Annotated in this window: 17 protein-coding genes and 1 pseudogene; 15 read left to right on the forward strand and 3 right to left on the reverse strand. The window is 71.3% G+C overall.

From position 1 onward, the window contains the following. Nucleotides 1–2 precede the first annotated feature (2 nt). From QNO09_RS02040 to QNO09_RS02070, 7 genes are all read left to right on the forward strand, one after another. A complete protein-coding gene (locus QNO09_RS02040) occupies nucleotides 3–1,463 on the forward strand; it encodes an aldehyde dehydrogenase (protein ID WP_283968249.1) in 1,461 nt (486 codons plus the stop codon). Then, nucleotides 1,456–2,376 (forward strand): 3,4-dihydroxyphenylacetate 2,3-dioxygenase, encoded by a 921-nt coding sequence (locus QNO09_RS02045; RefSeq protein ID WP_283968250.1) that lies wholly within the window; start codon nucleotides 1,456–1,458, stop codon nucleotides 2,374–2,376. Before QNO09_RS02040 ends, QNO09_RS02045 begins: the two co-directional genes overlap by 8 nt. Next, nucleotides 2,369–3,214, forward strand: coding sequence for a fumarylacetoacetate hydrolase family protein (locus QNO09_RS02050; protein WP_283968251.1), 846 nt, complete (start codon nucleotides 2,369–2,371; stop codon nucleotides 3,212–3,214). Before QNO09_RS02045 ends, QNO09_RS02050 begins: the two co-directional genes overlap by 8 nt. A 28-nt stretch (nucleotides 3,215–3,242) precedes the next feature. Next, nucleotides 3,243–3,887: a TetR/AcrR family transcriptional regulator gene (locus QNO09_RS02055; RefSeq protein ID WP_283968252.1), complete on the forward strand. Its 645-nt coding sequence runs from the start codon at nucleotides 3,243–3,245 to the stop codon at nucleotides 3,885–3,887. Nucleotides 3,888–4,199: 312 nt separating this feature from the next. Further along, nucleotides 4,200–5,660 carry an APC family permease gene (locus tag QNO09_RS02060; protein ID WP_283968253.1) on the forward strand — a complete coding sequence of 487 codons (1,461 nt, stop codon included), beginning with the start codon at nucleotides 4,200–4,202 and terminating at the stop codon, nucleotides 5,658–5,660. A 134-nt stretch (nucleotides 5,661–5,794) separates the two neighbouring features. Then, entirely contained in the window at nucleotides 5,795–7,285 is a 1,491-nt protein-coding gene (locus QNO09_RS02065; protein WP_283968254.1) for an aldehyde dehydrogenase, read from the forward strand. After that, the gene (locus tag QNO09_RS02070; protein WP_283968255.1) at nucleotides 7,282–8,043 is read left to right on the forward strand and encodes a gamma-glutamyl-gamma-aminobutyrate hydrolase family protein; all 762 of its coding nucleotides are present in this window, start codon (nucleotides 7,282–7,284) and stop codon (nucleotides 8,041–8,043) included. The genes QNO09_RS02065 and QNO09_RS02070 overlap by 4 nt, the downstream gene beginning before the upstream one ends. 32 nt (nucleotides 8,044–8,075) lie before the next feature. Here QNO09_RS02070 and QNO09_RS02075 read toward each other — a convergent pair whose 3' ends face one another. Further along, the gene (locus QNO09_RS02075; protein WP_283968256.1) at nucleotides 8,076–8,660 is read right to left on the reverse strand and encodes a MarR family winged helix-turn-helix transcriptional regulator; all 585 of its coding nucleotides are present in this window, start codon (nucleotides 8,658–8,660) and stop codon (nucleotides 8,076–8,078) included. A gap of 604 nt (nucleotides 8,661–9,264) precedes the next feature. Here QNO09_RS02075 and QNO09_RS02080 point away from each other — a divergent pair. The 3 genes from QNO09_RS02080 to QNO09_RS02090 all read left to right on the forward strand — a co-directional run bounded on the left by QNO09_RS02080 (nucleotide 9,265) and on the right by QNO09_RS02090 (nucleotide 14,002). Then, nucleotides 9,265–10,803: an alanine/glycine:cation symporter family protein gene (locus QNO09_RS02080; protein ID WP_283968257.1), complete on the forward strand. Its 1,539-nt coding sequence runs from the start codon at nucleotides 9,265–9,267 to the stop codon at nucleotides 10,801–10,803. A gap of 876 nt (nucleotides 10,804–11,679) precedes the next feature. Beyond that, a complete protein-coding gene (locus QNO09_RS02085; protein WP_283968258.1) occupies nucleotides 11,680–13,386 on the forward strand; it encodes a SpoIIE family protein phosphatase in 1,707 nt (568 codons plus the stop codon). A 151-nt stretch (nucleotides 13,387–13,537) separates the two neighbouring features. After that, nucleotides 13,538–14,002 carry a DUF5990 family protein gene (locus QNO09_RS02090; protein WP_283968259.1) on the forward strand — a complete coding sequence of 155 codons (465 nt, stop codon included), beginning with the start codon at nucleotides 13,538–13,540 and terminating at the stop codon, nucleotides 14,000–14,002. 129 nt (nucleotides 14,003–14,131) lie between these two features. On the opposite strand, the gene QNO09_RS02095 is transcribed toward QNO09_RS02090, so the two are convergent. Then, nucleotides 14,132–15,526 (reverse strand): phosphatase PAP2 family protein, encoded by a 1,395-nt coding sequence (locus QNO09_RS02095; RefSeq protein WP_283968260.1) that lies wholly within the window; start codon nucleotides 15,524–15,526, stop codon nucleotides 14,132–14,134. Nucleotides 15,527–15,726: 200 nt separating this feature from the next. Beyond that, nucleotides 15,727–15,819: pseudogene (locus QNO09_RS02100) on the reverse strand (LysR family transcriptional regulator); the annotation flags it as partial. 611 nt (nucleotides 15,820–16,430) lie between these two features. On the opposite strand from QNO09_RS02100, the gene QNO09_RS02105 reads away from it, so the two are divergent. From QNO09_RS02105 to QNO09_RS02125, 5 genes are all read left to right on the forward strand, one after another. Continuing rightward, nucleotides 16,431–16,634 carry a cold-shock protein gene (locus QNO09_RS02105; protein WP_004986771.1) on the forward strand — a complete coding sequence of 68 codons (204 nt, stop codon included), beginning with the start codon at nucleotides 16,431–16,433 and terminating at the stop codon, nucleotides 16,632–16,634. A gap of 178 nt (nucleotides 16,635–16,812) precedes the next feature. Then, nucleotides 16,813–18,297, forward strand: a complete 1,485-nt coding sequence (locus tag QNO09_RS02110) for a DEAD/DEAH box helicase (protein WP_283968261.1) — start codon at nucleotides 16,813–16,815, stop codon at nucleotides 18,295–18,297. A 44-nt stretch (nucleotides 18,298–18,341) separates the two neighbouring features. Next, a complete protein-coding gene (locus QNO09_RS02115) occupies nucleotides 18,342–18,575 on the forward strand; it encodes a CBS domain-containing protein (RefSeq protein WP_502962229.1) in 234 nt (77 codons plus the stop codon). A 486-nt stretch (nucleotides 18,576–19,061) separates the two neighbouring features. After that, nucleotides 19,062–19,412 (forward strand): helix-turn-helix domain-containing protein, encoded by a 351-nt coding sequence (locus tag QNO09_RS02120; protein ID WP_283968262.1) that lies wholly within the window; start codon nucleotides 19,062–19,064, stop codon nucleotides 19,410–19,412. 235 nt (nucleotides 19,413–19,647) lie between these two features. Further along, nucleotides 19,648–21,711 carry a galactose-binding domain-containing protein gene (locus QNO09_RS02125; RefSeq protein ID WP_283968263.1) on the forward strand — a complete coding sequence of 688 codons (2,064 nt, stop codon included), beginning with the start codon at nucleotides 19,648–19,650 and terminating at the stop codon, nucleotides 21,709–21,711. Nucleotides 21,712–21,724 lie beyond the last annotated feature (13 nt).

Genomic DNA, 21,724 nt, shown 5'->3' on the forward strand with positions numbered 1-21,724 from the left:
TCATGACTGACAAGATCACCGTCGCCGGAGTCACCGTCGACACCCGGCACTGGATCGGCGGCGAACGTGTCGCCTCCGCCGAGACGTTCGCCGACGTCTCACCGATCGACGGACGCGTCCTCGGAGAGATCGCCCGCGGTGGCGCGCCGGAGGCAGAGGCCGCCGTGGCCGCCGCCCGCGACGCCTTTCCCGCGTGGGCGGCCACCCCGCGCGCCGAGCGCGCTCGCATCCTGCACGCCATCGCCGACGGCGTCGAGCAGCGCCTCGAAGAGCTCGCGATCGTCGAGACGCACGACAACGGCGCCCTGCTCCGCTCGCACCGCCGGGGCGTGATGCCGCGCGTGGCGCACAACTTCCGCTTCTTCGCCGACTGGTTGCCGACACTGGAGCACGAGGACTTCGACACGCGCGGGCACACGAATCACGTCAGCTGGGACCCGGCGGGTCCGTGCGTCCTGATCACCCCGTGGAACGCCCCGCTGATGCTGGCCACCTGGAAGGTGGCACCCGCGCTGGCCGCCGGGAACACGGTGGTCCTCAAGCCCGCCGAATGGTCCCCGCTGACCGCCTCACTGCTGGCCGACATCGCGGCCGAGGCGGGGCTCCCGACGGGTGTGCTCAACGTCGTCCAGGGATACGGTGCCGAGATCGGCGACGCCCTCACCTCGCATCCGGACGTACGCCGGATCAGTTTCACCGGCTCGGTTCCCACGGCCCGGCGGATCGCGGCGTCGGCCGCCGCCAACCTCACCCCGCTCAGCCTCGAACTCGGAGGCAAGTCACCGCTGTTGGTGTTCGCCGACGCGGACCTGGACCTCGCCGTGGACCTCGCGGTGGAGCAGTACGACAACGCCGGGCAGGTCTGTCTGGCCGCGACCCGCATCCTCGTCGAGGAGACGGTCGCCGAGGAGTTCACCCGCCGTTTCGTCGACAAGGCCCGGGCGCTCAGGCAGGGGGACCCGCGCGACGAGGCCACCGACCTCGGCCCCAACATCCACCCCCGCCAGCTGGAGAGGATCGACGGCTTCGTGCAGCGGGCGCTCGCGGCCGGCGCGCGCGCGGTCGTCGGCGGGCACCGCAAGGACGGGCTCTACTACGAGCCGACCCTGCTCACCGACGTCGCCCAGGAGGCCGAGATCGTCCAGGAGGAGGTCTTCGGGCCGGTCCTGACCCTCCAGACCTTCGCCGACGAGGAGGAAGCCGTCCGGCTGGCCAACGACACCCGCTTCGGACTCGCCGCCACCCTCGCCACCGGCGACCACGCCCGCGCCGAACGCGTCAGCGCCCGGCTCGTCGCGGGCACGGTCTGGGTCAACTGCTTCTTCGTCCGCGACCTCCAGGCACCCTTCGGCGGCTCCCGCCAGTCCGGCGTCGGCCGCGAGGGCGGCACCTGGAGCTTCGACTTCTACTGCGACCTCAAGAACACCGTGACCGCTCCGAAGGGATGGCTGGACCATGGGTGACATCGTCGGGGCGGGCCTGCTCGCCCACGTCCCCACCATCGTGCTCCCGGAGGCCGACCGGCTGGAACTGAACGAGGGCAGGGAGATCACTCTCGTCACCGGTCTCCGGCAGCTCCGCAGGGACGTCTTCGAGTCCGACGACTACGACACCGTGGTCGTCCTGGACTCGCACTGGGCCACCACCGTCGAGTTCGTCGTCACGGCCCAGCAGCGGCGGGCGGGCCTGTTCACCTCCGAGGAGCTGCCGCGCGGCATGTGCCGGATGCCGTACGACTTCCCCGGCGACCCCGAACTCGCCCACAACATCGAGAAGTTCGCCGACGAACGCGGCACCTGGATCACCGCGATCGACGACGACTACCTGCCGATCTACTACGCCACCATCAACCTCTGGAAGTTCCTCGGCGAGGGCCTGCCCGACAAGCGGTGGGTGACCATCGGCGTGTGCCAGACCGGCGACATGGAGGACCATCTGCGCCTGGGCCGCGCCCTCGCGGACGGCATCGCGGCCACCCCCGGCCGACGCGTCCTCCTCATCGCCTCCGGCGCCCTCTCGCACACCTTCTGGCCGCTGCGCGAACTGCGCGACCACGAGGCCAGCGACCCGTCCCACATCTTCACCCCCGAAGCCCGCGAATCCGACTACGAGCGCATCGCGTGGTTCAAGGAGGGCCGCCACGACCGGGTCCTCGACACCATGCCGGAGTTCTCGAAGTACAAGCCCGAGGCGAGGTTCTCCCACTACCTGATGATGGCGGGCGCCCTCGGTGAGCGAGCCTGCACCGCCCCGGCACGCCAGTACGGCGCCTACGAGAACTCCATCGGCACCGGCCAGGTCCACCTCTGGTTCGACCGCCCGGCCAAGGGCTGGACCGCCCCCCTCATCCCCGCACAGGAGCCCACCCATGCCTGAGTACCGCCGCGTCCTCCTCGACGGAGCCGCCCTCCAGGTCACCGTCGAAGGAGACGAACTCGTCGCCGGTGACGGCCGCCGCGTCAAGACCGACGAGGCTCGGCACCTGCCGCCGGTCGTCCCCTCCAAGGTCATCGCCGTCCATCTCAACCACCGCAGCCGCGTCGAGGAGTTCGGTATCGAACTCCCCGGCACCCCGACCTACTTCCACAAGCCGACCTCGGCGCTGAACTCCCATCGGGGCGCGGTCGTCCGCCCCGACGGCTGCAAGTGGCTCAACTACGAGGGCGAGGTCGCCATCGTCATCGGCCGGACGGCACGCAACATCTCGCCGGCCGAGGCGGGCGAGTACATCGCCGGCTACACCGTCGCCAACGACTACGGCCTGCACGACTTCCGCGACACCGACGCCGGTTCCATGCTCCGCGTGAAGGGCGCCGACACCCTCTGCCCGCTCGGCCCCGGCCTGGTCACCGGCTGGGACTTCCACGGCAAGCGGCTGCGTACGTACGTCAACGGCGAGGTCGTGCAGGACGGTTCGACCGACGAGATGACGTGGGACATGCACTACCTCGTCGCCGACATCGCCCGCACCATCACCCTCCACCCCGGTGACGTGCTCCTGTCCGGCACCCCCGCCAACTCGCGCCCGGTCCAGCCCGGCGACGTGGTCGAGGTCGAGGTCGAAGGTCTCGGCCGCCTCACCAACCACATCGTCACCGGCCCGACCGCCATCCGCACCGATGTGGGCGCGCAGCCCACCGAGTCGGAGGAGGTCCTGTCCACCGCGCTCGGCGGCGACTGGGAGTTCCGTGGCATCCGGCCCCCGCGCCGCTGAGACGGGCGGCGCGGGTAGGGTCGCGTGCATGACCGAGCCCGCTGAGCCCGCTGCCCAGCGCCGCCCGCGCAAGCGCGTGAACTACGGGACCGGCCGCGAGGCCCTGCTGAACGCCGCCGTGCGGGTGGTGGCGCGTGGCGGGCTGCGCAAGCTCACCTACCGGGCGGTCGCGGAGGAGGCGGGCGTCACCCACGGGCTCGTCGTGCACCATTTCGGCTCCCGCGACGCCCTGATCGAGGAAGCCCTCACCCACGCCATCCGCTCCTCCCTGCGCAGCAGCGCGCTGGAACCCGGCACGGGCGAGGCCGCCGACTTCTCGACCGGGCTGACCGAGATGGTGGAGTCCGGCCCGGACGCCCAGGCGTTCCAGTACGAGCTGCTCCTGGAGTCCCGGCGCAGGCCGGAGCTGCTGCCGCACCTGCGTGCGCTGTACGACGAGTACTTCGACGCCACCCGGCGCGAGCTGTCCCAGATGCTGCCCGGGCCGGTGGACCAGGGGCTCTCCCGGATGGTGTTCGCCACCCTGGAGGGGCTCGTTCTCCACCAGCTCGTGTTCGGTGAGCGCGAGGTCATCGAGGACGCGCTGGACGAGCTGCGCTCGGTGCTGCGGCTGCTCGCGGAGCGGCGGGACGGCGACTCCGCGGACGGCGACGGCACGTCCTCCGACAGCTGACGGCGACGACGCTTCCTCTGACGGCTGACGGCGACGGCACGTCCTCCGACGGCTGACGGCACGTCCTCCGACGGCCGACGGCGGCCGAGCCGTGCCCGCGGGACGGCCGAGGCCGCCCTCCCCCGCTCGCCACCCGCCCTGAGCACACTTCCGCCCGGCCCGAGCACCCCCTCGATCACAGCCGCGTGAGTCCTCCGCGGCCGGACCGGAATCTCTCCACGCACCCCCTTGCCAAACGGATAGTTCCACTCCACGATGAGGCAACTCGTTTGGCCTGAAACGACCATCCCTCTCCCCTGGCAGGTGATCCGAGTGGACAGTCAGACGGTCTCCAGAGAGCAGACCGCGCGGGACACATCCACCGCAGGCAAGCTCAAGCCCAACGCGCTCGGCGTGCTGGGCATCCTCTTCTTCGTCCTCTCCGCCCAGGCGCCGCTCACCGGCATCGCCGGAGCGGTCCCGATCGCCGTCGCGCTGGGCAACGGGCCGGGCGCGCCCGCCGCCTACGCGGTGGCGGGCGCGGTGATCCTGCTGTTCTCGGTCGGCTTCGTCGCCATGGGCCGCCATGTCGTGGACGCCGGCGCCTTCTACATGTACATCGGCAAAGGGCTGGGCCGGACCACCAGTGTCGGCAGCGCGGGGGTCGCGCTCTTCGCGTACTGCACCATCCAGGCCGCCATGTACGGGCTGTACGGGTCCATCGTGAGCGGTCTGGTCGCCGCCCACACGGGGCTCGACCTGCCGTGGTGGGCCTGGGCGCTGGCCACGATGGCGATCGTGCAGGCGCTCGGCGCGGCCGGTGTCGAGATGGGCGCCAAGGTGCTCGCGGTCTTCGTCCTGGCGGAGTTCAGCATCCTGCTGGCCTTCGGCCTGGTCACGCTGCTCAAGGGAGGCGGGCCCGAAGGGCTCGGCCTGGCCGACAGCTTCTCGGCGGGCGCCGCCCTGCAGGGCGCTCCGGGCGTGGCCGTGATGTTCGCCGTGGCCTCCATGTTCGGGTTCGAGGCCACCGCGATCTACGGCGAGGAGGCGCGCGAGCCGCGCAGGACCGTCCCGCGGGCCACATACCTGGCGGTCGCCGTGGTCACGGGTTTCTTCGCCCTGACGTCCTGGATGCTGGTGTCCTCGTACGGCGCCGGCGAGGCCGCCGGGGCCGCGGGCAAGGCGCTGGAGAGCGGGGACTCGACCGGCTTCGTCTTCGCGCCGATCGCGGCGGAGTTCGGCGGCTGGGTCAACGACGTGCTGCCGGTCCTGCTCGCCACCTCCCTCTTCGCCGGCGTCCTCGCCTTCCACAACTCCGCCAACCGCTACCTGTTCTCACTCGGCCGCGACCGACTGCTGCCCCGTCGGCTCTGCACGCTCAACCGCCGCCACGCGCCCTGGACCGCCGGCTGTGTGCAGACGGTCGTCGCCGTGGCCCTCGTCGCCCCGTTCGCCCTGGCCGGCAAGGACCCCGTGCTGACCCTCTTCTCCTGGTTCAGCGGCGTCGCCGTCCTGGCGATGATGCTCCTGTACCTGCTGACCTCGGTGTCCGTGGTGGTCTTCTTCCGCCGTGAGCGCCTGGACACCCGCCTCTGGAACACGCTGATCGCCCCGGTCCTGGGCGCCGTCGGCCTCGTGGGCGCGATCTGGCTGATCCTGGACAACTTCACCACGCTCATCGGAGGTGAGCGCGGCACGGCCGTGTGGCTCGCGGCCTCGGTCCCGGTGGTCATGGCACTGGGCGTCGTCACCGCACGGGTGACGCGCCGGGCCGGGACCGCCGTCGACGACTGACCGTGCGACCGCCTCCAGCGCAGGCCCGGCGGCTGCCCCGAGGGCTGCGCCGGAGGCACGGCAGCACACTCACCGCCGTACCGTTTGATCCCAAATCACATGACTCGCATCACGGATCTGGCCTGGAGGTTCACATGCCGGCTGTCACCCATGACGAGTGGCTCCGCCGTGCCAAGACGCTGGAGGTGCCCGGCGCGCACCACATCGACGGCGCCGACGAGGCCGGCTCGGGCAGCACGTTCCCGGTCGTCTCGCCCCGTGACGGCCGGGTCGTCGCCGAGGTCGCCGACGCCGGACCCGCCGAGGTGAACGCGGCCGTCGCCGCCGCCCGGCGGGCCTTCGACTCGGGACCGTGGCCGCGCCTTGCGCCCGCCGAGCGCGGCCGGGCGCTGCTGCGGATCGCCGAGCTTCTCGAAGACCGACGCGAGTCGCTGGCCCTGACGGTGAGCCTGGAGATGGGCAAGCCCATCACCGACGCGTACGACATCGAACTGCGCGCCGTCATCAGCACGTTCCGCTGGTACGGGCAACTGGCGGACAAGCTCACCGACGAGTCGCCGCACACCCCGTCGGACGCGCTCGCGCTGGTCACCCGGGAGCCGGCCGGTGTCGTCGGCGCGGTGGTCCCGTGGAACTTCCCGCTGACGCTGGCGGGCTGGAAAGTCGCCCCGGCACTGGCCGCCGGCTGCACGGTCGTCCTGAAGCCTTCCGAGAACTCGCCGCTGTCCGCGCTGCTGCTGGGACGGATCGCCACCGAGGCCGGGCTGCCGCCGGGCGTGCTCAACGTCGTGGGCGGCGACGGGCCGGTGGCCGGGCGGGCCCTCGGCCTGCATCCCGATGTCGACGTTCTCGCCTTCACCGGGTCCACCGCCGTCGGCCGGCACTTCCTCCGTTACGCCGCCGACTCCAACCTCAAGCGGGTCTGGCTGGAGTTGGGCGGCAAGTCGCCGAACATCATCCTTCCCGACGCTCCCGACCTTCAGAAGGCCGCCGCCACCGCGGCCTGGGGCATCTTCTTCAACCAGGGCGAGATGTGCACCGCGCCCTCCCGGCTGCTCGTCCACTCCTCGATCGCGGAACGTGTCACCGAGGCGGTCGTCCGGCGGGCCCGGGAACTGCGCGTCGGTGATCCCCTCGACCCCGCCACGGAGATGGGCGCCCTGGTCGGCGAGAGTCACCTGGAGCGCGTACTGGACCACATCCGGCACGGAGTCGACGAGGGCGCGCGCCTGCGTACCGGGGGCTCGCGGGTGCTTCCGGACACCGGCGGCAGCTTCCTGCAGCCCACCGTGTTCGACCAGGTCGGCCCCGGCGCCCGGCTGGCCCGCGAGGAGATCTTCGGCCCGGTGCTGTCCGTGCTCACCTTCGACGACGTGCACGAGGCGGTACGGCTGGCCAACGGGACCGAGTACGGACTCGCCGCCGGCCTGTGGACCTCCGACCTGTCCACCGCGCACCAGGTCTCGCGGTCCCTCAGGGCCGGAACAGTGTGGGTCAACTGCTACGAGGAGGGCGACCTGACCGTGCCCTTCGGAGGCATGAAGCAGTCGGGCAACGGCCGCGACAAGTCCGCGCACGCCCTGGAGAAGTACACCGAGCTCAAGACCACCTGGATGCAGCTGTGACCCGTACCTCCAGGCCACGACCCGGGACCCGTACCCCCGGGAGACCGCTCATCGCGATCCCCGCCCGCTTCTCCGCCACCACCTCGGCGCTGCGGTACGCCGCCGAGGTCAACGCCCGCGCGCTCGTCGAGGCGGTGTGGCGGGCCGGCGGCGAACCGGCGACGATCCACCCGCACGCACCGGGCGGCACCGCCGACCCCGCCGAGGTCGCCGCGCGTCTGGCCCGCTTCGACGGTGTGCTGCTGCCGGGCGGTGGCGACCTCGCCCCGCACCGCTACGGCCACACCTTCGGCGACGTCCACGAGAGCGTGTACGACGTCGACGACGAACAGGACGGCTTCGACCTCGAAGTCGTCCGGCGGACCCTGGACTTGGGCCTTCCCCTGCTGGCGGTCTGCCGCGGCCTCCAGGTCGTCAACGTCGCGCTCGGGGGCACCCTGGAGCAGGACATGGGCGGACCGGAACGCGCGCACCGGCACCTGGTGCACGCCGTCGCGCTGAAACCGGGGTCGGGCGTGGCGCGGGCCGCGCGGGCGGAGAAGGTCGACGTGTCCTGCTACCACCACCAGCGGATCGACCGGATCGGCGCGGGTCTGCGCGTGACCGCCACGGCGGTGGACGGCACGGTCGAGGCGCTCGAACTTCCGGACGCCCGGGGCTGGTTCACGGCCGTTCAGTGGCACCCCGAGGACACCGCGCACGAGGATGTGGCGCAGCGGGGCCTGTTCGACGCGCTGGTGCGTGCCGCCCGGGAGTGACTCGGAGTGCCCCGGAAGCGCAGGCGGCGGTGTCAGGCGGCGGTGTCAGGCTTGGGGCGACGGCCACTGCGGCGCGGTGTGGGCTCGGCCCCGTCCAGCAGAGTGCGGCGGCGCTCCTCGCCGTGCTCCTCGACCTGGATCACGACACTGCGCAGCCCCTCCGCGAGCTGTCGGCAGTCCGCGTCGCTGAGCCGCCCCGTGACGAACGCCTCCTCCTCGTTGAAGGCCGGAAACACGCGCCGCATGAGCTCCTCGCCCTCGTCGGTGAGGCTGAGCAGAACCAGCCGGCCGTCGGAGGGGTGGCCGGCCCGCCGCAGCAGCCCACGGGACTCCAGCGTGCGGGCCACGCCGGTGAGGGTCCCCTTGGAGATCCCCGCCTCCTCCGCCACGTGCCGGGTCTCCGACTCGCCCCACACCCAGACCACCCACAGCACGACGAAGGCCGTCCAGGTCAGATCGGAGCCGCGCAGTACGGAGTTCTCCAGGTGCTGGCGCACCGCCGAGGCGGCCCGGTAGATGTTGGCCACGGCCGCCATCTGGTCCCGGCGGATCGGGATGCCGCCGAGCTTCGCCGCGGCGAGCTTCTCGGCTTCGGTGATGGATCGCTGGCCGGGCACGGGGGCTCCTTCGATTTCCTCGGCTGACCGGGACAGCTTGTTCCGGTTCGGTCGTTCGGACTCAAATTGTACGGAGACGGAGATGCGGCCGGCGGTCGGAGCCGCACGTCTCCTCACCACCGACCGCACCCGCGGCACGGCAGCCGAGCCCCGGCGACGACTCGGCGCGCTCACGGTCCCGGAGGCGGTGTCAGACCTTCTCGACACTCACGCGCGGATGCCCGGCGGCGAGCAGTCCGATGCCCTCCACGTCGGAGGCCAGGATCGCGTAGATAGATGTCCGGTGAACGGATCTCGGGCTCCGCATAACGGTCCGATATCGCTCGCTGGCATTTTCGACGGTAACTGCGCGTCATGTGACTTGCATCACTAAAGCCTCGGCAGAAACCGTGGTAGAACTGCGCAACTCCGCAGGTAGCACCGCTCGACGCCGCCACGCGGAGCGGTCGGCATGCACCGGCATCACAACCAGGGTGATCACGATCCGCATCCAAGGACAGCCCACTCAGCGTCGCCGATCGGACAACGGCGTTCGTTCCGAGACCGCACATCGACCGGCGGCACTTCCCCTGTGCCCCGGGCTCGCACCATCGAGGTAGCCACTGTGTCACTCGACTCCGTCACCCAGAACATCGACGAAGCCGTCAGCGATTTCTTCGAACCGATAGCCGACTGGCTCGGGAAAGTCGTCTTCTATGCGGTTCCCGTCGGCGGAACGGACCTTCCCCTCATCGTCGCCTGGCTCGTCGTCGCCGGTCTGGTCTTCACCGGCTGGTTCGGGTTCGTGCAGGTCCGCAAGTTCAGACTCGCGCTCGACGTGGTGCGCGGGAAGTACGACGAGAAGGGGTCGGCCGGCGAGGTCAACCACTTCCAGGCGCTGACCGCCGCCGTCTCCGGCACGGTCGGCCTCGGAAACATCGCGGGTGTGGCCGTCGCCGTCTCCATCGGCGGACCGGGCGCGACGTTCTGGATGATCCTGTGCGGTCTGCTCGGCATGGCCTCCAAGTTCGTCGAGGTCACCCTCGGCGTGAAGTACCGCGAGGTGCACGCCGACGGCACCGTCTCCGGCGGCCCGATGCACTACCTGCCCAAGGGCCTCAAGGAGCGCTTCGGCAGCGGCGGCGCCAAGCTCGGCAAGGTGCTCGCCGTCCTGGCCTCGATCATGATCCTCTTCTTCGGTCTGTTCGGCGGCAACCTGTTCCAGACCAACCAGAGCTACGCGCAGATCTCCTCGACCTTCGGCGGCGAGGACGGCTTCCTGGCCTCCTCCGCCGGTGCCGTCCTCTTCGGCCTGGTCGTCTCCGCGCTGGTCGGTCTCGTGCTGCTCGGCGGCATCCGCTCCATCGCCTCGGTCACCAGCCGGCTGGTGCCCGCGATGGCCGCCATCTACATCGTGGCCTGCCTGGTCGTCATCCTGGGCAACGTCACCGCGGTGCCGGACGCCTTCCAGGAAATCCTGCGGGGCGCCTTCGAGGCCGACGGCGTCGCCGGCGGTGTGCTCGGTGCCCTGATCATCGGTTTCCAGCGCGCCGCGTTCTCCAACGAGGCCGGTCTCGGCTCCGCCCCGATCGCCCACTCCGCGGTCAAGACCAAGCACCCCGCCAGCGAGGGTCTGGTCGCCCTGCTGGAGCCGTTCATCGACACCGTCGTCATCTGCACGATGACCGCGCTGACCATCGTCATCGCCGACCCGGCCAGCTGGGCCGAGGCCCGCGCGGGCGAGAGCATCGGCGGCGTCACCATCACCTCCGACGCCTTCGAGACCGTGCTGCCCTGGTTCCCGGCCGTGCTCACGATCGCGGTGCTGCTGTTCGCCTTCTCCACGATCCTGACCTGGGGCTACTACGGCCTCAAGGCCTGGTCGTACCTGTTCGGCAAGAGCAAGGTCAGCGAGACCGTCTTCAAGGCCGTCTGGAGCCTGTTCGTGATCCTGGGCTCCCTGATGTCCCTCGACTCGCTGATCAGCCTCGCCGACTCCGCGCTCTTCCTGCTGTCGGTGTTCAACATCATCGGCCTGTACCTGCTCGCCCCCGTCGTCAAGCGCGAGCTCAACTCCTTCCTGGAGTTCGTCCGCGCCCGCAAGGCCGGTGAGATCAGCGACGACGGCGACGAAGACCAGGAGTCGGTGAAGACCACCATCTGACCGCTCCCGGCGACCCGGCTCCGGTACGGGCCCGTACTCACCTCGCGCCTTGGTGGGTACGGGCCCGTACGCCTGCCGTGGCCTGGAAGCGGACACCCCCGAGCCCGGGGTGCAGCGCCTGAATCCGATGCATTGCGATCCTTTCCTCCGGCCACCCGTCGACCGTGACGGGTCGGCAGGCCCTGAACTGGGGCATCAGTAGCGGGAGAACACCCCGAGCTCCGCGAGTTTGGGAAACCGTAGGAGCCGGCCGGTGCCCGAGTTCCGGTGCAAGTGCACAAAGATCCGGCCGGTACGCCGTCAATGTGACCGTCGGGGCCTTCCGGGTGCCGACGAAGCTCCCGGCGGCCGGCGGGGAAGCGGACGGAAACGCACGCTCGAGACCTTGAGGGGCATCACCGCCCGGCCTCACGGGCGGCGACGCGGCCGGAGGCCGCTTCCCGGACACGAGCCCCGCCCGGTACTCGAACGGGACGCGTGTGACCGCGGTTTCGCGAGCAGAGCGCGAGTTCGATTCTCGTCACCCGCTTCATGTGAAACCCTCAGGTCAGCGGCCCGGAGGTTCTTCGTCGTCCAGGGCGGGCCGGGGGCGCAGGCCGACGTCGCGTGCACCGGGCGGGCGTTGTTCCGGCACGCTGGACTGTGCCGTACGGGGTGGTCGCCGCTCGGTTCGCGCGCGGGGCGAAGACGCCGGGCACAGCGCGTCGGGGACGGCAAGCGGCGTCTCGCGCCGGGGGAACGCATGACCAGGCGCGATCGCCGAGCTGATCGGCACCGAGTCGAGGGATGATCGATCCACCGGTGTGTCGGTCCGCCGACGCGCCCGCGGTCTTCGGGGAGGGTTTTCCATGACGGAGGGGCGGCATGGTGGAGGGTGTGGCAGGTGAAGGGCGGTGGCGATCGGCGGCCGAGCCGGGATTCTGGCAGCGGGTCGTCGGGCAGCTGGGCACAGCCCTGATCGTGGGGGACACCGCCGGACGGATCCTCGCGGTCAATCCGGCCGCCGAGCGGCTGCTGGGGCGCACCGCGTCGTCGATGCGCGGGGAGGACGCACACGACCTGCTGCACCGCGACGCGGACGGCGGCAGCGTCCCCCGGGAGCAGTGCCCGCTCCTGCGGACCCTGGCCGAGAGGACCGAGGCACGCGGGGAGGGCCACCTCTGCCGGCGCGGTGACGGCCGCCTGGTCGCGATCTCCTGGTCCGCTTCTCCCCTGACGGACGACGGCGTCTTCATGGGCATGGCCGTGCTGTTCACCGACGCGGCCGCCGACCGCACCGCGCGTCGGGAGCGTGCGGCCTACACACGTGCGCTGGAGGACCTCACCGAGCGGCTGACGCTGGTCGCGGAGATCACCGACGTGCTCGGTCAGACGCTGGAGACCGATGAGGCCCTCGCCCGACTGGGCCGCCTGCTGGTTCCGCGCCTCGCCGACTGGGCGGCGGTGGACCTCCGGGCCGGTTCCGGGCAGGTCCACCGTGTGGCGGTGACGGGTCCCGGGGGGCGGGACGCCGCGTTGGAGGACTGGCACGAACGTCTTCCCGAGCCCGGGAAGGAGGCCCACTCCCCTCTGGTGCGGGTGCTGAACGGCGGTGATCCCGTCCTGCAAGGCGAGGCGGACGTGACCGCACCGACCGACTCGGCCCTGGCCGCCGTGCACAGCGGCTTCCTGCGGGCCGCCCGTGCCACCTCCGCCGTGACGGTGCCGCTGGGCTCCCGACAGCAGGTCACCGGCGCTCTGACACTGGTGCGCACGGACCCGGCGCACCCCTTCGACACCGACGACCTGACCGTGGTGAGCGACATCGGCCGCCGGGTCGGACTGGTCATCGACAACGCCCGCCGCTTCGGCCGCCAGCGCGCCGTCGCCGAGGCCATGCAGCGCAACCTGCTCGCCCCACTGCCGCAGCCCGGCCGCCTGCGGCTCGCCGCCCGCTACCAGCCCGCCCCGGCAGGCTCCCAGGTGGGCGGCGACTGGTACGACGCGTTCGAGCGGAAGGACGGCACGCTCGCGCTGGTGATCGGCGACGTCGTGGGCCACGACCTGACCGCGGCGGCCGGAATGGCGCAACTGCACGGCATCCTGCGCTCACTGGCCTGGGACCACAGCGGCCCGCCCGGTGCCGTCGTCGACCGCCTCGACGACGCCATGCCCGCCATCACCACCGTCCCCATGGCCACCCTCGTCCTCGCCCTGCTCGAAGGCGACCCGCACAGCGGCCCGTGGACACTGCGGTGGACCAGCGCGGGGCATCCGCCCCCCCTCCTGCTGACCCAGGACGGACAGGCGCGGTACCTCGAATCGGGACAGGGGGTCCTCCTCGGCGCCCCTCCGGGCACCGGTGCCGGCCGGCCGAGCGCCGCGGAGGTCCTGCCGCCGGGTTCCACCCTGCTGCTCTACACCGACGGTCTGATCGAGATCCCCGGCAGCGACCTGGACACCGGCCTCGCCCGGCTGCGCCACCACGCCCTCGCGCTCGCCCACGAGCCGCTGGACACGCTCTGTGACCAGCTGCCCGCCCGCATGCCGCCCGGTAGCACGGACGACGTGGCCCTCCTCGCCCTGCGCCTGCCGTCGTCGTGAGAACCGGGCCGCGGTGAGGCGGGAGACGGTGCCCAGGCCTGGACCACCAGAACGCGGAACGCGCCGAGTTCGCCCGGCTCGTCACCACGTCGACCGCCTCCCCGACCCCGTCTCCGGACACCGGGAAGGGCAGGAGGGGATGATGGCCGTCATGCGCATCCGCATCGACGCCGTCGACCTGCCCGGCCTCACCCGCCCCGCCCCCGCCGAGGGCGCGGCGCCCATCCACGGCGACCTCCACGTCGCCGTGCAACGCCGCGACCGTCCGGCCGAACTCCTCGATCCACAGCCCGGCGACGCGTCGTCCGCGACCTGGACCCTGGAGTGCACCACGAGCACCTCACCGGCCGGCACCGAGATCCGGGGGCCGTATGTGCAGGACCGTCTGGGCCGGCGGTTCATCTACCTGTCGTGGGGGACGGTCGACGCGTCGGGCGTGTTCACGATGTTCCGCCGCGCCAAGCTCATGCTCGATGTCATCCCCGCCGATGTGCTCGCCGCCGCCGCCCGCGAAGGGCTGCTGGTCGGACACCTCGGCCTGACCGACGCGCAGGGCGGGCCCCTGTGCGCACGGGTCGAGCCCCCGCACATCACCTGGACCGCCGCACGAGGGTGAGGGGGATCTCGCCTCGGGCGCTTCGGTCGGAGCGGCGGGCGAGGGGGCGACACCCGACACCGTTCGGGGCGTCCGGCCGAGCACCGGTCCCGGCGACAGGACTCACCGCTGCTCAGCCCTTGGGAACGGTCAGCGCAGCTCCGCTGAAGGAGCCTGCGCGGGAGCAGGGCCTTCGCGCTCCTCGGGCACGGCGTCCTCCCGTGCGGTGTCCGCTTCCGGGGCCACCCGGGGACCGACCAGCCGCACGCTGGGGATCCCGGCGGGTTCGGCCGGGTCGGCCGCCCACCGTGCGGTGGTCCGTACATAGCCGTGGATCACCGAGGCCATCGCCAGGATGACGAGGGGACCGGACACCTCCGGATACCGGGCCATGTCCATCGACAGGTAGCGGTACGACAGCAGGAGCGCGACGAAGATCGTGGTGCCGTGGACGACCAGCAGGATCCCTCGCCGGTCCCAGCCACGCCGGAGCGAGCGCAGGGCCGCCTCGATGGTGAGGGTGAAGACCACGCCGGCGACGAGGTCCACGCCGTAGTGATAGCCGAATCCCAGGGTCGCGGCGAGCGTGGTGACCAGCCAGAACGTGCCCGCGTACCGCAGGAGCCGCGGGGCCCCGCGGGTGTGGACGAAGATCGCGACGGCCCACGCCGTGTGCAGGCTGGGCATGCAGTTGCGGGGGGTGATCCCGTCGTACGTCATCGGGGCCGGGGGGCTGATCGGCAGTGACGTGTGCGGCCACAGGTCGGCCGCCGCCCACTCCACGCCGCCGGTGCCGGAGGCGCCCGGGCCGTAGGCGAAGACCGGGCCGACCACCGGGAAGAGCATGTAGATGCCCGGCCCGAGAAGGCCGATCACCAGGAAGGTGCGCACCAGGTGATGGCTCGGGAAGCGGCGCTCGACGGCCACGTGGCGCAGTTGGTGGAAGGCGACGACGACCGCGGCCACCGCGAGCTGGGCGTAGACCAGGTGCAGAACATGGCCGCTGATCGGTTCGGTGGCCTCGACCAGCCGGCCCGCCGGCCATGACGGGTTGCCGAGCGCGTGATCGGCCATCGCCACGTACTGGTCGAGGACCGTCGGGCGGGTCTTGGCCGTGATGAGCAGCCAGGTGTCGCCGGTCTTGCGGGCGGCCACCAGCAACAGGCCCAGGCCGACGCCCTTGAGCAGCAGGACGCGTTCACCGCCGGTGCGGCGTGTGACGGCGATGACCGCGAAGCCCAGCATCACCCACAGCGCACCGGTGCCCAGGACGTCGCCGTCGGACATGTCGGCGCCCACAGCCCATCGCACCGACAGGAGGACGGCGTCGATGCCCAGGGCGGCGCCGGCCGCGATGAGCCGCTGCCGCCAGGTGAGCACCACCATCATCAGCACCAGACCGCCGTACAGGGGGCCCGCCTTGGGAGCGAGGACCAAGGCCTGCACCTGCGTGGTGATCGGCCCCGGTTCGCCGTAGCGGCGGGCGGCGATCTCCAGCGCGACGAGGAATCCGCACCCGACCACAGCCGCCGCGATCCACGGCATGGCGCGCCCATGGCGCCACGCGCCCCGTTGCGTCCTGCCGCCTCTTCGCGAAAACACCCGCGATGCCCTGGCTTTCAATCTTTTGGCCGATTCATCCGAATGGCTGGGGAGATGGAGAGCGATGGAGGGACCATCGCGAGCTCGAACATGCTATCGGAGTGTCGGCGGATGTCAGGGGCGCTTGCCGGGATCGACCCTGTCGGGGGCTGCGCGATGCCGAGCCGCTCCGCAGCCCTCCCGCAGTGCGGTTCCTCGGCGACGGCGACGAAGTACCGCAACTCCCTTGATTCCACGCCGTCATGCTACGGCTCCGCACAGGACCGACCGCATGAGCGAACAGGCCATCGCGCCGGCGACCGGCGCGAACAAGGGCTCGGATACGAGATCGCCGCCGACCCGGGCACCCTCGGCCGGCTGAGGAGGGGGAGGGAAGCCGAAGGGGTCCCGGCGCCGTCGGTTCCGGACGACGCTGCGGCCGATCGGTGACATGTCCACGTAGCCGTCGGCCCGGGTACGCCCGCACGGGTGATGTGACCTTCGTCGCGGAAGCGGGATTCCGGCGTCCTCGCCGCCGTGCCGCGCGCTGACGACGCCGACGGCCGCTCGCCCCCGTCGGCGGAGGTCACAGCCCCGGCACGCGCGGGCACGACAGGAAGGGGCGCGCCCCCGGACGGCAATATCTGTGCTCGCAAGATGAGAAAGAGAAGCGGGGCCCGCCGAATATTCCTCGCACGCCGTCCGGCACGGAAATTTCGCACGTCACCGGCCCGATCACCCCGTGCTACTGTCGATCTCAGTTGCAGGTGTGGTTGCCAGAAGGTTCATTTCCTACGGGGTAATCATCACGGCGACACGGAATTCACACAGGGTGGATTCCCGAAACCGCCTCCGAAGGAGAAACAAAATGGCTACTGGCACCGTGAAGTGGTTCAACGCGGAAAAGGGCTTCGGCTTCATCGAGCAGGACGGCGGCGGCGCCGACGTCTTCGCCCACTACTCGAACATCGCCGCCCAGGGCTTCCGCGAGCTGCTGGAAGGCCAGAAGGTGTCGTTCGACATCGCGCAGGGCCAGAAGGGCCCGACGGCCGAGAACATCGTGCCCGCCTGACACCGGCGCTCGCATACTTCGCAGCTGGGGCCCGCACCTCTGGGGTGCGGGCCCCAGCTCGCTGCTTTTTTCCCGCCGGTCCGAACCGGCCGTATCGATTCGGCTCGTCTCGAGATTCTCTGCGCCGCTCCTCTGCTGCGGATTTTCCTTGCTACGTGCCCATCAAGGAAGGTCCCGCATGAAGCGTGCCCACACATCCCGTACCCGTGACCGTTTCTCCACTGGCGACGGCGCCGGCCGCCGCTCCGGTGCTCCGCGCCGCGCGCAGAGCTACGGCGGCCGCCGGGCTCCCCAGGGCGAGTTCGCCCTGCCGACAACGATCACACCCCCGCTGCCCGCCGTCGAGGCGTTCGCCGATCTCGACATGCCCGCGCGGCTGTTGGCCACGCTCGGACGCGAAGGCGTGACCGCGCCGTTCCCGATCCAGGGCGCGACCCTGCCCAACTCCCTGGCCGGCCGGGACGTACTCGGCCGTGGCCGCACCGGCTCGGGCAAGACCCTGGCCTTCGGTCTCGCCGTCCTGGCCCGCACGGCGGGGCAGCGTGCCGAGCCGCGGCAGCCGCTCGCCCTCGTCCTCGTGCCCACCCGTGAGCTCGCCCAGCAGGTCACCGACGCGCTCACTCCGTACGCCCGCTCCGTGAGCCTGCGGCTGGCCACCGTCGTCGGCGGGATGTCCCTCGGCAAGCAGGCCGGCGCGCTGCGCGCCGGGGCCGAGGTGGTCGTCGCGACGCCCGGCCGCCTCAAGGACCTCATCGACCGGGGCGAGTGCCGCCTGAGCGACGTCGGCATCACGGTGCTCGACGAGGCCGACCAGATGGCCGACATGGGCTTCATGCCGCAGGTCACCGCGCTGCTCGACCAGGTGCGCCCGGGCGGACAGCGGATGCTGTTCTCCGCCACCCTGGACCGCAACGTCGACCGGCTGGTCCGCACGTACCTGCACGACCCGGTGGTGCACTCCGTCGACCCGTCCGCGGGCGCGGTCACCACGATGGAGCACCACGTCCTGCACGTGCACGACGCGGACAAGCACCGCACGACCACCGAGATCGCGGCGCGCGACGGCCGGGTGATCATGTTCCTCGACACCAAGCACGCGGTGGACCGGCTGACCACACACCTGCTGAGCAGCGGCGTGCGCGCCGCGGCCCTGCACGGCGGCAAGTCCCAGCCGCAGCGGACCCGGACCCTCGCCCAGTTCAAGAGCGGGGACGTGACCGTCCTGGTAGCGACCAACGTCGCCGCCCGCGGCATCCACGTCGACAACCTCGACCTGGTCGTCAACGTGGACCCGCCCAGCGACCACAAGGACTACCTGCACCGCGGCGGCCGTACCGCCCGCGCCGGCGAGTCCGGCAGCGTGGTCACCCTGGTGACCCCGGCCCAGCGTCGTGGCATGAGCCGGCTGATGACGTCGGCGGGCATCACCCCGCAGATCGCCCAGGTCCGGTCCGGCGAGGCGGAGCTGAGCCGCATCACCGGCGCCCAGGCCCCTTCCGGCGTCCCGGTCGTCATCCCCGCGCCGCGCGCGGAACGCCCTCGCGGCGCGTCCGCCCCGTCCCGGGGTCGCCGGGGTCGCCGCCCCGCCGGCCAGGGCCGCCCCGTCGGCGAGGCGGCGCGCTCCAGGGGGCAGCGGCGGACCGGCTTCGGCTCGGCCGCGTAGAGCCCTCGCGCCCACCAGCCACCCTTCTACGGCAGGAGACACCCGTGACGCCGGTACAGACGCAGCACCACGCCATGGCCCATGCGCCGCGGATCAGTGACGACATGACGGTCGAGGTGGCGCTGTCCCTGATGGCCGGGGCCCGGGTCGACCACCTCGTCCTCTGTGACGGGGACGACCGGAGCACGGGCCTGGTCACCCTGGCCGGGCTCAGCGTCCTCCGGGACGCGCCCGCCTACACGGACCGGGTCCGGGTCCGGGACCTCCCGCAGGGGTGAAGCCCGGGCGGTGAGCCGCCACCAGAACCGATGAGGGCCCTGCCGACGCGCGTCGGCAGGGCCCTCATCGTCATGTGCCCGGCCCGCCGTCCTCCGCGGTCCGCCGACCGGGCCCCCGGACCCTGCACCATCCGAACCCCAAAATCTGTCTTTGCCAAAGTAGACATTGGCACGCGTCGCGGTTACTCTTCTTCGTGTTGACACAGTCGGACACAGTCGAGCAAGACGTAAGGAAGGACGGAGGAGCAGACGCCATCAGGATCGCCCGGCCCGGGAGGCTCTCGGTCCGGGTACCGCAAGACCCCGGAATGGATGGTGGTCCCCGGTCACGCAGCCGCGATCCCCGCACCCCTCCCGTTGTCGGGCCGGGTAGCGGAAACAGAAGGTCGGCACAGCATGAGGGCCGACAGATGGTGTTGAATTTCCTTCGGGGCCCTGGTGCCGTACGGCACCAGGGCCCCTCGACGCGTTGTACTACGAGGTGACATGGAAGCAGATACCCCGCTCAGCGACCGGCTGGACGACGACGACTACCCCGCCTACACCATGGGCAGGGCCGCGGAGATGCTCGGCACCACCCCGGGCTTCCTCCGAGCCATCGGCGAGGCCCGCCTGATCACTCCGCTGCGCTCGGAGGGCGGACACCGCCGCTACTCCCGCTACCAGCTGCGGATCGCCGCGCGCGCCCGCGAGCTCGTCGACCGGGGTACGCCGATCGAGGCCGCCTGCCGCATCGTCATCCTCGAGGACCAGCTCGAAGAAGCTCAGCGCATCAACGCCGAGTACCGCCGCGCCGCGAACCGGGCGGCCGCCGGATCAGACTCCGGTCCGAGCTGATCGCGTCCGGGCCGGGGGCCGGCCCTCCGCCCCGTGAGAACCCCAGGTCGGCGGCCTGGGGTTTGTTGTCGTCCCGTCCGGTCCGCAATCCGCCCCCGGGGTGAATCGGCCCCCGGTCATCAGGTCGACCGTCCCGGACCCTTGACTCGTTCAGCGGCAGTGGCGATTCTCGTCGCACACTTTGCGAGGTCATGACAAGGCGACCACGCGACCCGCCGACCGAGGGACGTGGGCTGTGACCAGTTCCGGACGCCCGTACCGCAGACGCAAGCACGTCACCGTTGTGTCGCTCCTCCTGCTCGTGCTGTCGATCGCGCTCGGCCCGACACCGAGCTCGGCCGCCGGGACCGACTGGTGGGACCCGACCGCGCGGCCCGCTCCGGACTCCCGGATCAACGTCACGGGCGAGCCCTTCACCGGCACGAACGCCGCGGGCGAGGTGCGCGGCTTCGTCGACGCGCACGACCACATCTTCTCCAACGAGGCCTTCGGCGGCCGTCTGATCTGCGGAAAGGCCTTCTCCGAGCAAGGTGTGGCCGACGCGCTCAAGGACTGCCCCGAGCACTACCCGGACGGCTCGCTCGCGATCTTCGACTTCATCACCAACGGGGGCGACGGCAAGCACGACCCGACCGGCTGGCCCACCTTCAAGGACTGGCCGGCGCACGACTCGCTGACCCACCAGCAGAACTACTACGCCTGGATCGAGCGGGCCTGGCGCGGCGGGCAGCGGGTGCTGGTCAACGACCTCGTCACCAACGGCGTGATCTGCTCGGTGTACTTCTTCAAGGACCGCTCCTGCGACGAGATGACGTCCATCCGGCTCCAGGCCCGGCTGACGTACGACATGCAGGCCTTCGTCGACCGGATGTACGGCGGGCCCGGCAAGGGCTGGTTCCGGGTCGTCACCGACAGCGCGCAGGCCCGCGAGGTCATCGAGCAGGGCAAGCTCGCGGTGGTCATGGGGGTCGAGACCTCCGAGCCCTTCGGCTGCAAGCAGGTCCTGGACATCGCGCAGTGCGACAGGGCCGACATCGACAAGGGCCTGGACGAACTGCACGCGCTGGGGGTGCGCAGCATGTTCCTGTGCCACAAGTTCGACAACGCCCTGTGCGGCGTGCGCTTCGACTCGGGCGCGCTCGGGACGGCCATCAACGTCGGGCAGTTCCTGTCGACCGGCACGTACTGGAAGACCGAGAAGTGCACGGGCCCGCAGCACGACAACCCCATCGGCAACGCGGCGGCGCCAGCGGCCGAGAAGAAGCTCCCGGCCGGCGAGGAGGTCCCCTCCTACAGCGCCGACGCCCAGTGCAACGTGCGGGGGCTCACCGACCTCGGGGAGTACGCCGTCCGCGGCATGATGAAGCGCGGCATGATGCTGGAGATCGACCACATGAGCGTCAAGGCCACCGGCCGGGTGCTCGACATCTTCGAGGCCGAGTCCTACCCCGGCGTGCTCTCCTCGCACAGCTGGATGGACATGGACTGGACCGAGCGGGTCTACGGGCTCGGCGGCTTCATCGCCCAGTACATGCACGGCTCCGAGGGCTTCGTCGCGGAGGCGAGGCGCACCGAGGCACTGCGTGACAAGTACGGCGTGGGCTACGGGTACGGCACCGACATGAACGGCGTCGGCGGCTGGCCGGGACCGCGCGGGGCGGACGCGCCGAACAAGGTCACCTACCCGTTCAAGAGCGTCGACGGCGGCTCGGTCATCGACCGGCAGACCACCGGCGAGCGCACCTGGGACCTGAACACCGACGGCGCCGCCCACTACGGCCTCGTCCCGGACTGGATCGAGGACATCCGCCGGGTCGGCGGCCAGGACACGGTCGACGACCTGTTCCGGGGCGCCGAGTCCTACCTGGACACCTGGGCGGCCTCCGAGAACCACGAGGCCGGCACCGATCTGGCGGCCGGTTCCGCCGCGTCGGCCAGTTCCTCGGAGTGGAGCCTGTTCACGAGCTACCAGCCGCACCGGGCCGTCGACGGGGACCGCCGCACCCGCTGGGCCAGCGACTGGAGCGACGACCAGTGGTACCGGATCGACCTCGGCTCCACCCGGACCGTCGGGCGGGTCACCCTCGACTGGGAGCGCGCGTACGCGAAGTCGTACCGGGTGGAGCTCTCCACCGACGGGACGAACTGGCGGACCGCCTGGTCGACGACCGCAGGTGACGGAGGCCTGGACACCGCGCGGTTCGCCGGCACACCGGCCCGGTACGTCCGCGTCCACGGGCTGGAGCGCGGCACCGGGTGGGGCTACTCCCTCTACGAGGTCGGCGTCCACAGCGGCTGACACCCACGAGAGG

Origin of the sequence: Streptomyces sp. 378, from assembly GCF_030124145.1 — a bacterium.
In the GTDB taxonomy this organism is placed as follows: Bacteria; Actinomycetota; Actinomycetes; order Streptomycetales; family Streptomycetaceae; genus Streptomyces.

Excerpts from the sequence above, each read along its gene's own strand:
- QNO09_RS02040 (WP_283968249.1), top strand. The coding sequence starts at position 3 with ATGACTGACAAGATCACCGTCGCCGGAGTCACCGTCGACACCCGGCAC.
- QNO09_RS02045 (WP_283968250.1), top strand. The coding sequence starts at position 1,456 with ATGGGTGACATCGTCGGGGCGGGCCTGCTCGCCCACGTCCCCACCATC.
- QNO09_RS02050 (WP_283968251.1), top strand. The coding sequence starts at position 2,369 with ATGCCTGAGTACCGCCGCGTCCTCCTCGACGGAGCCGCCCTCCAGGTC.
- QNO09_RS02055 (WP_283968252.1), top strand. The coding sequence starts at position 3,243 with ATGACCGAGCCCGCTGAGCCCGCTGCCCAGCGCCGCCCGCGCAAGCGC.
- QNO09_RS02065 (WP_283968254.1), top strand. The coding sequence starts at position 5,795 with ATGCCGGCTGTCACCCATGACGAGTGGCTCCGCCGTGCCAAGACGCTG.
- QNO09_RS02090 (WP_283968259.1), top strand. The coding sequence starts at position 13,538 with ATGCGCATCCGCATCGACGCCGTCGACCTGCCCGGCCTCACCCGCCCC.
- QNO09_RS02095 (WP_283968260.1), bottom strand. The coding sequence starts at position 15,526 with ATGCCGTGGATCGCGGCGGCTGTGGTCGGGTGCGGATTCCTCGTCGCG.
- QNO09_RS02105 (WP_004986771.1), top strand. The coding sequence starts at position 16,431 with ATGGCTACTGGCACCGTGAAGTGGTTCAACGCGGAAAAGGGCTTCGGC.
- QNO09_RS02110 (WP_283968261.1), top strand. The coding sequence starts at position 16,813 with ATGAAGCGTGCCCACACATCCCGTACCCGTGACCGTTTCTCCACTGGC.
- QNO09_RS02120 (WP_283968262.1), top strand. The coding sequence starts at position 19,062 with ATGGAAGCAGATACCCCGCTCAGCGACCGGCTGGACGACGACGACTAC.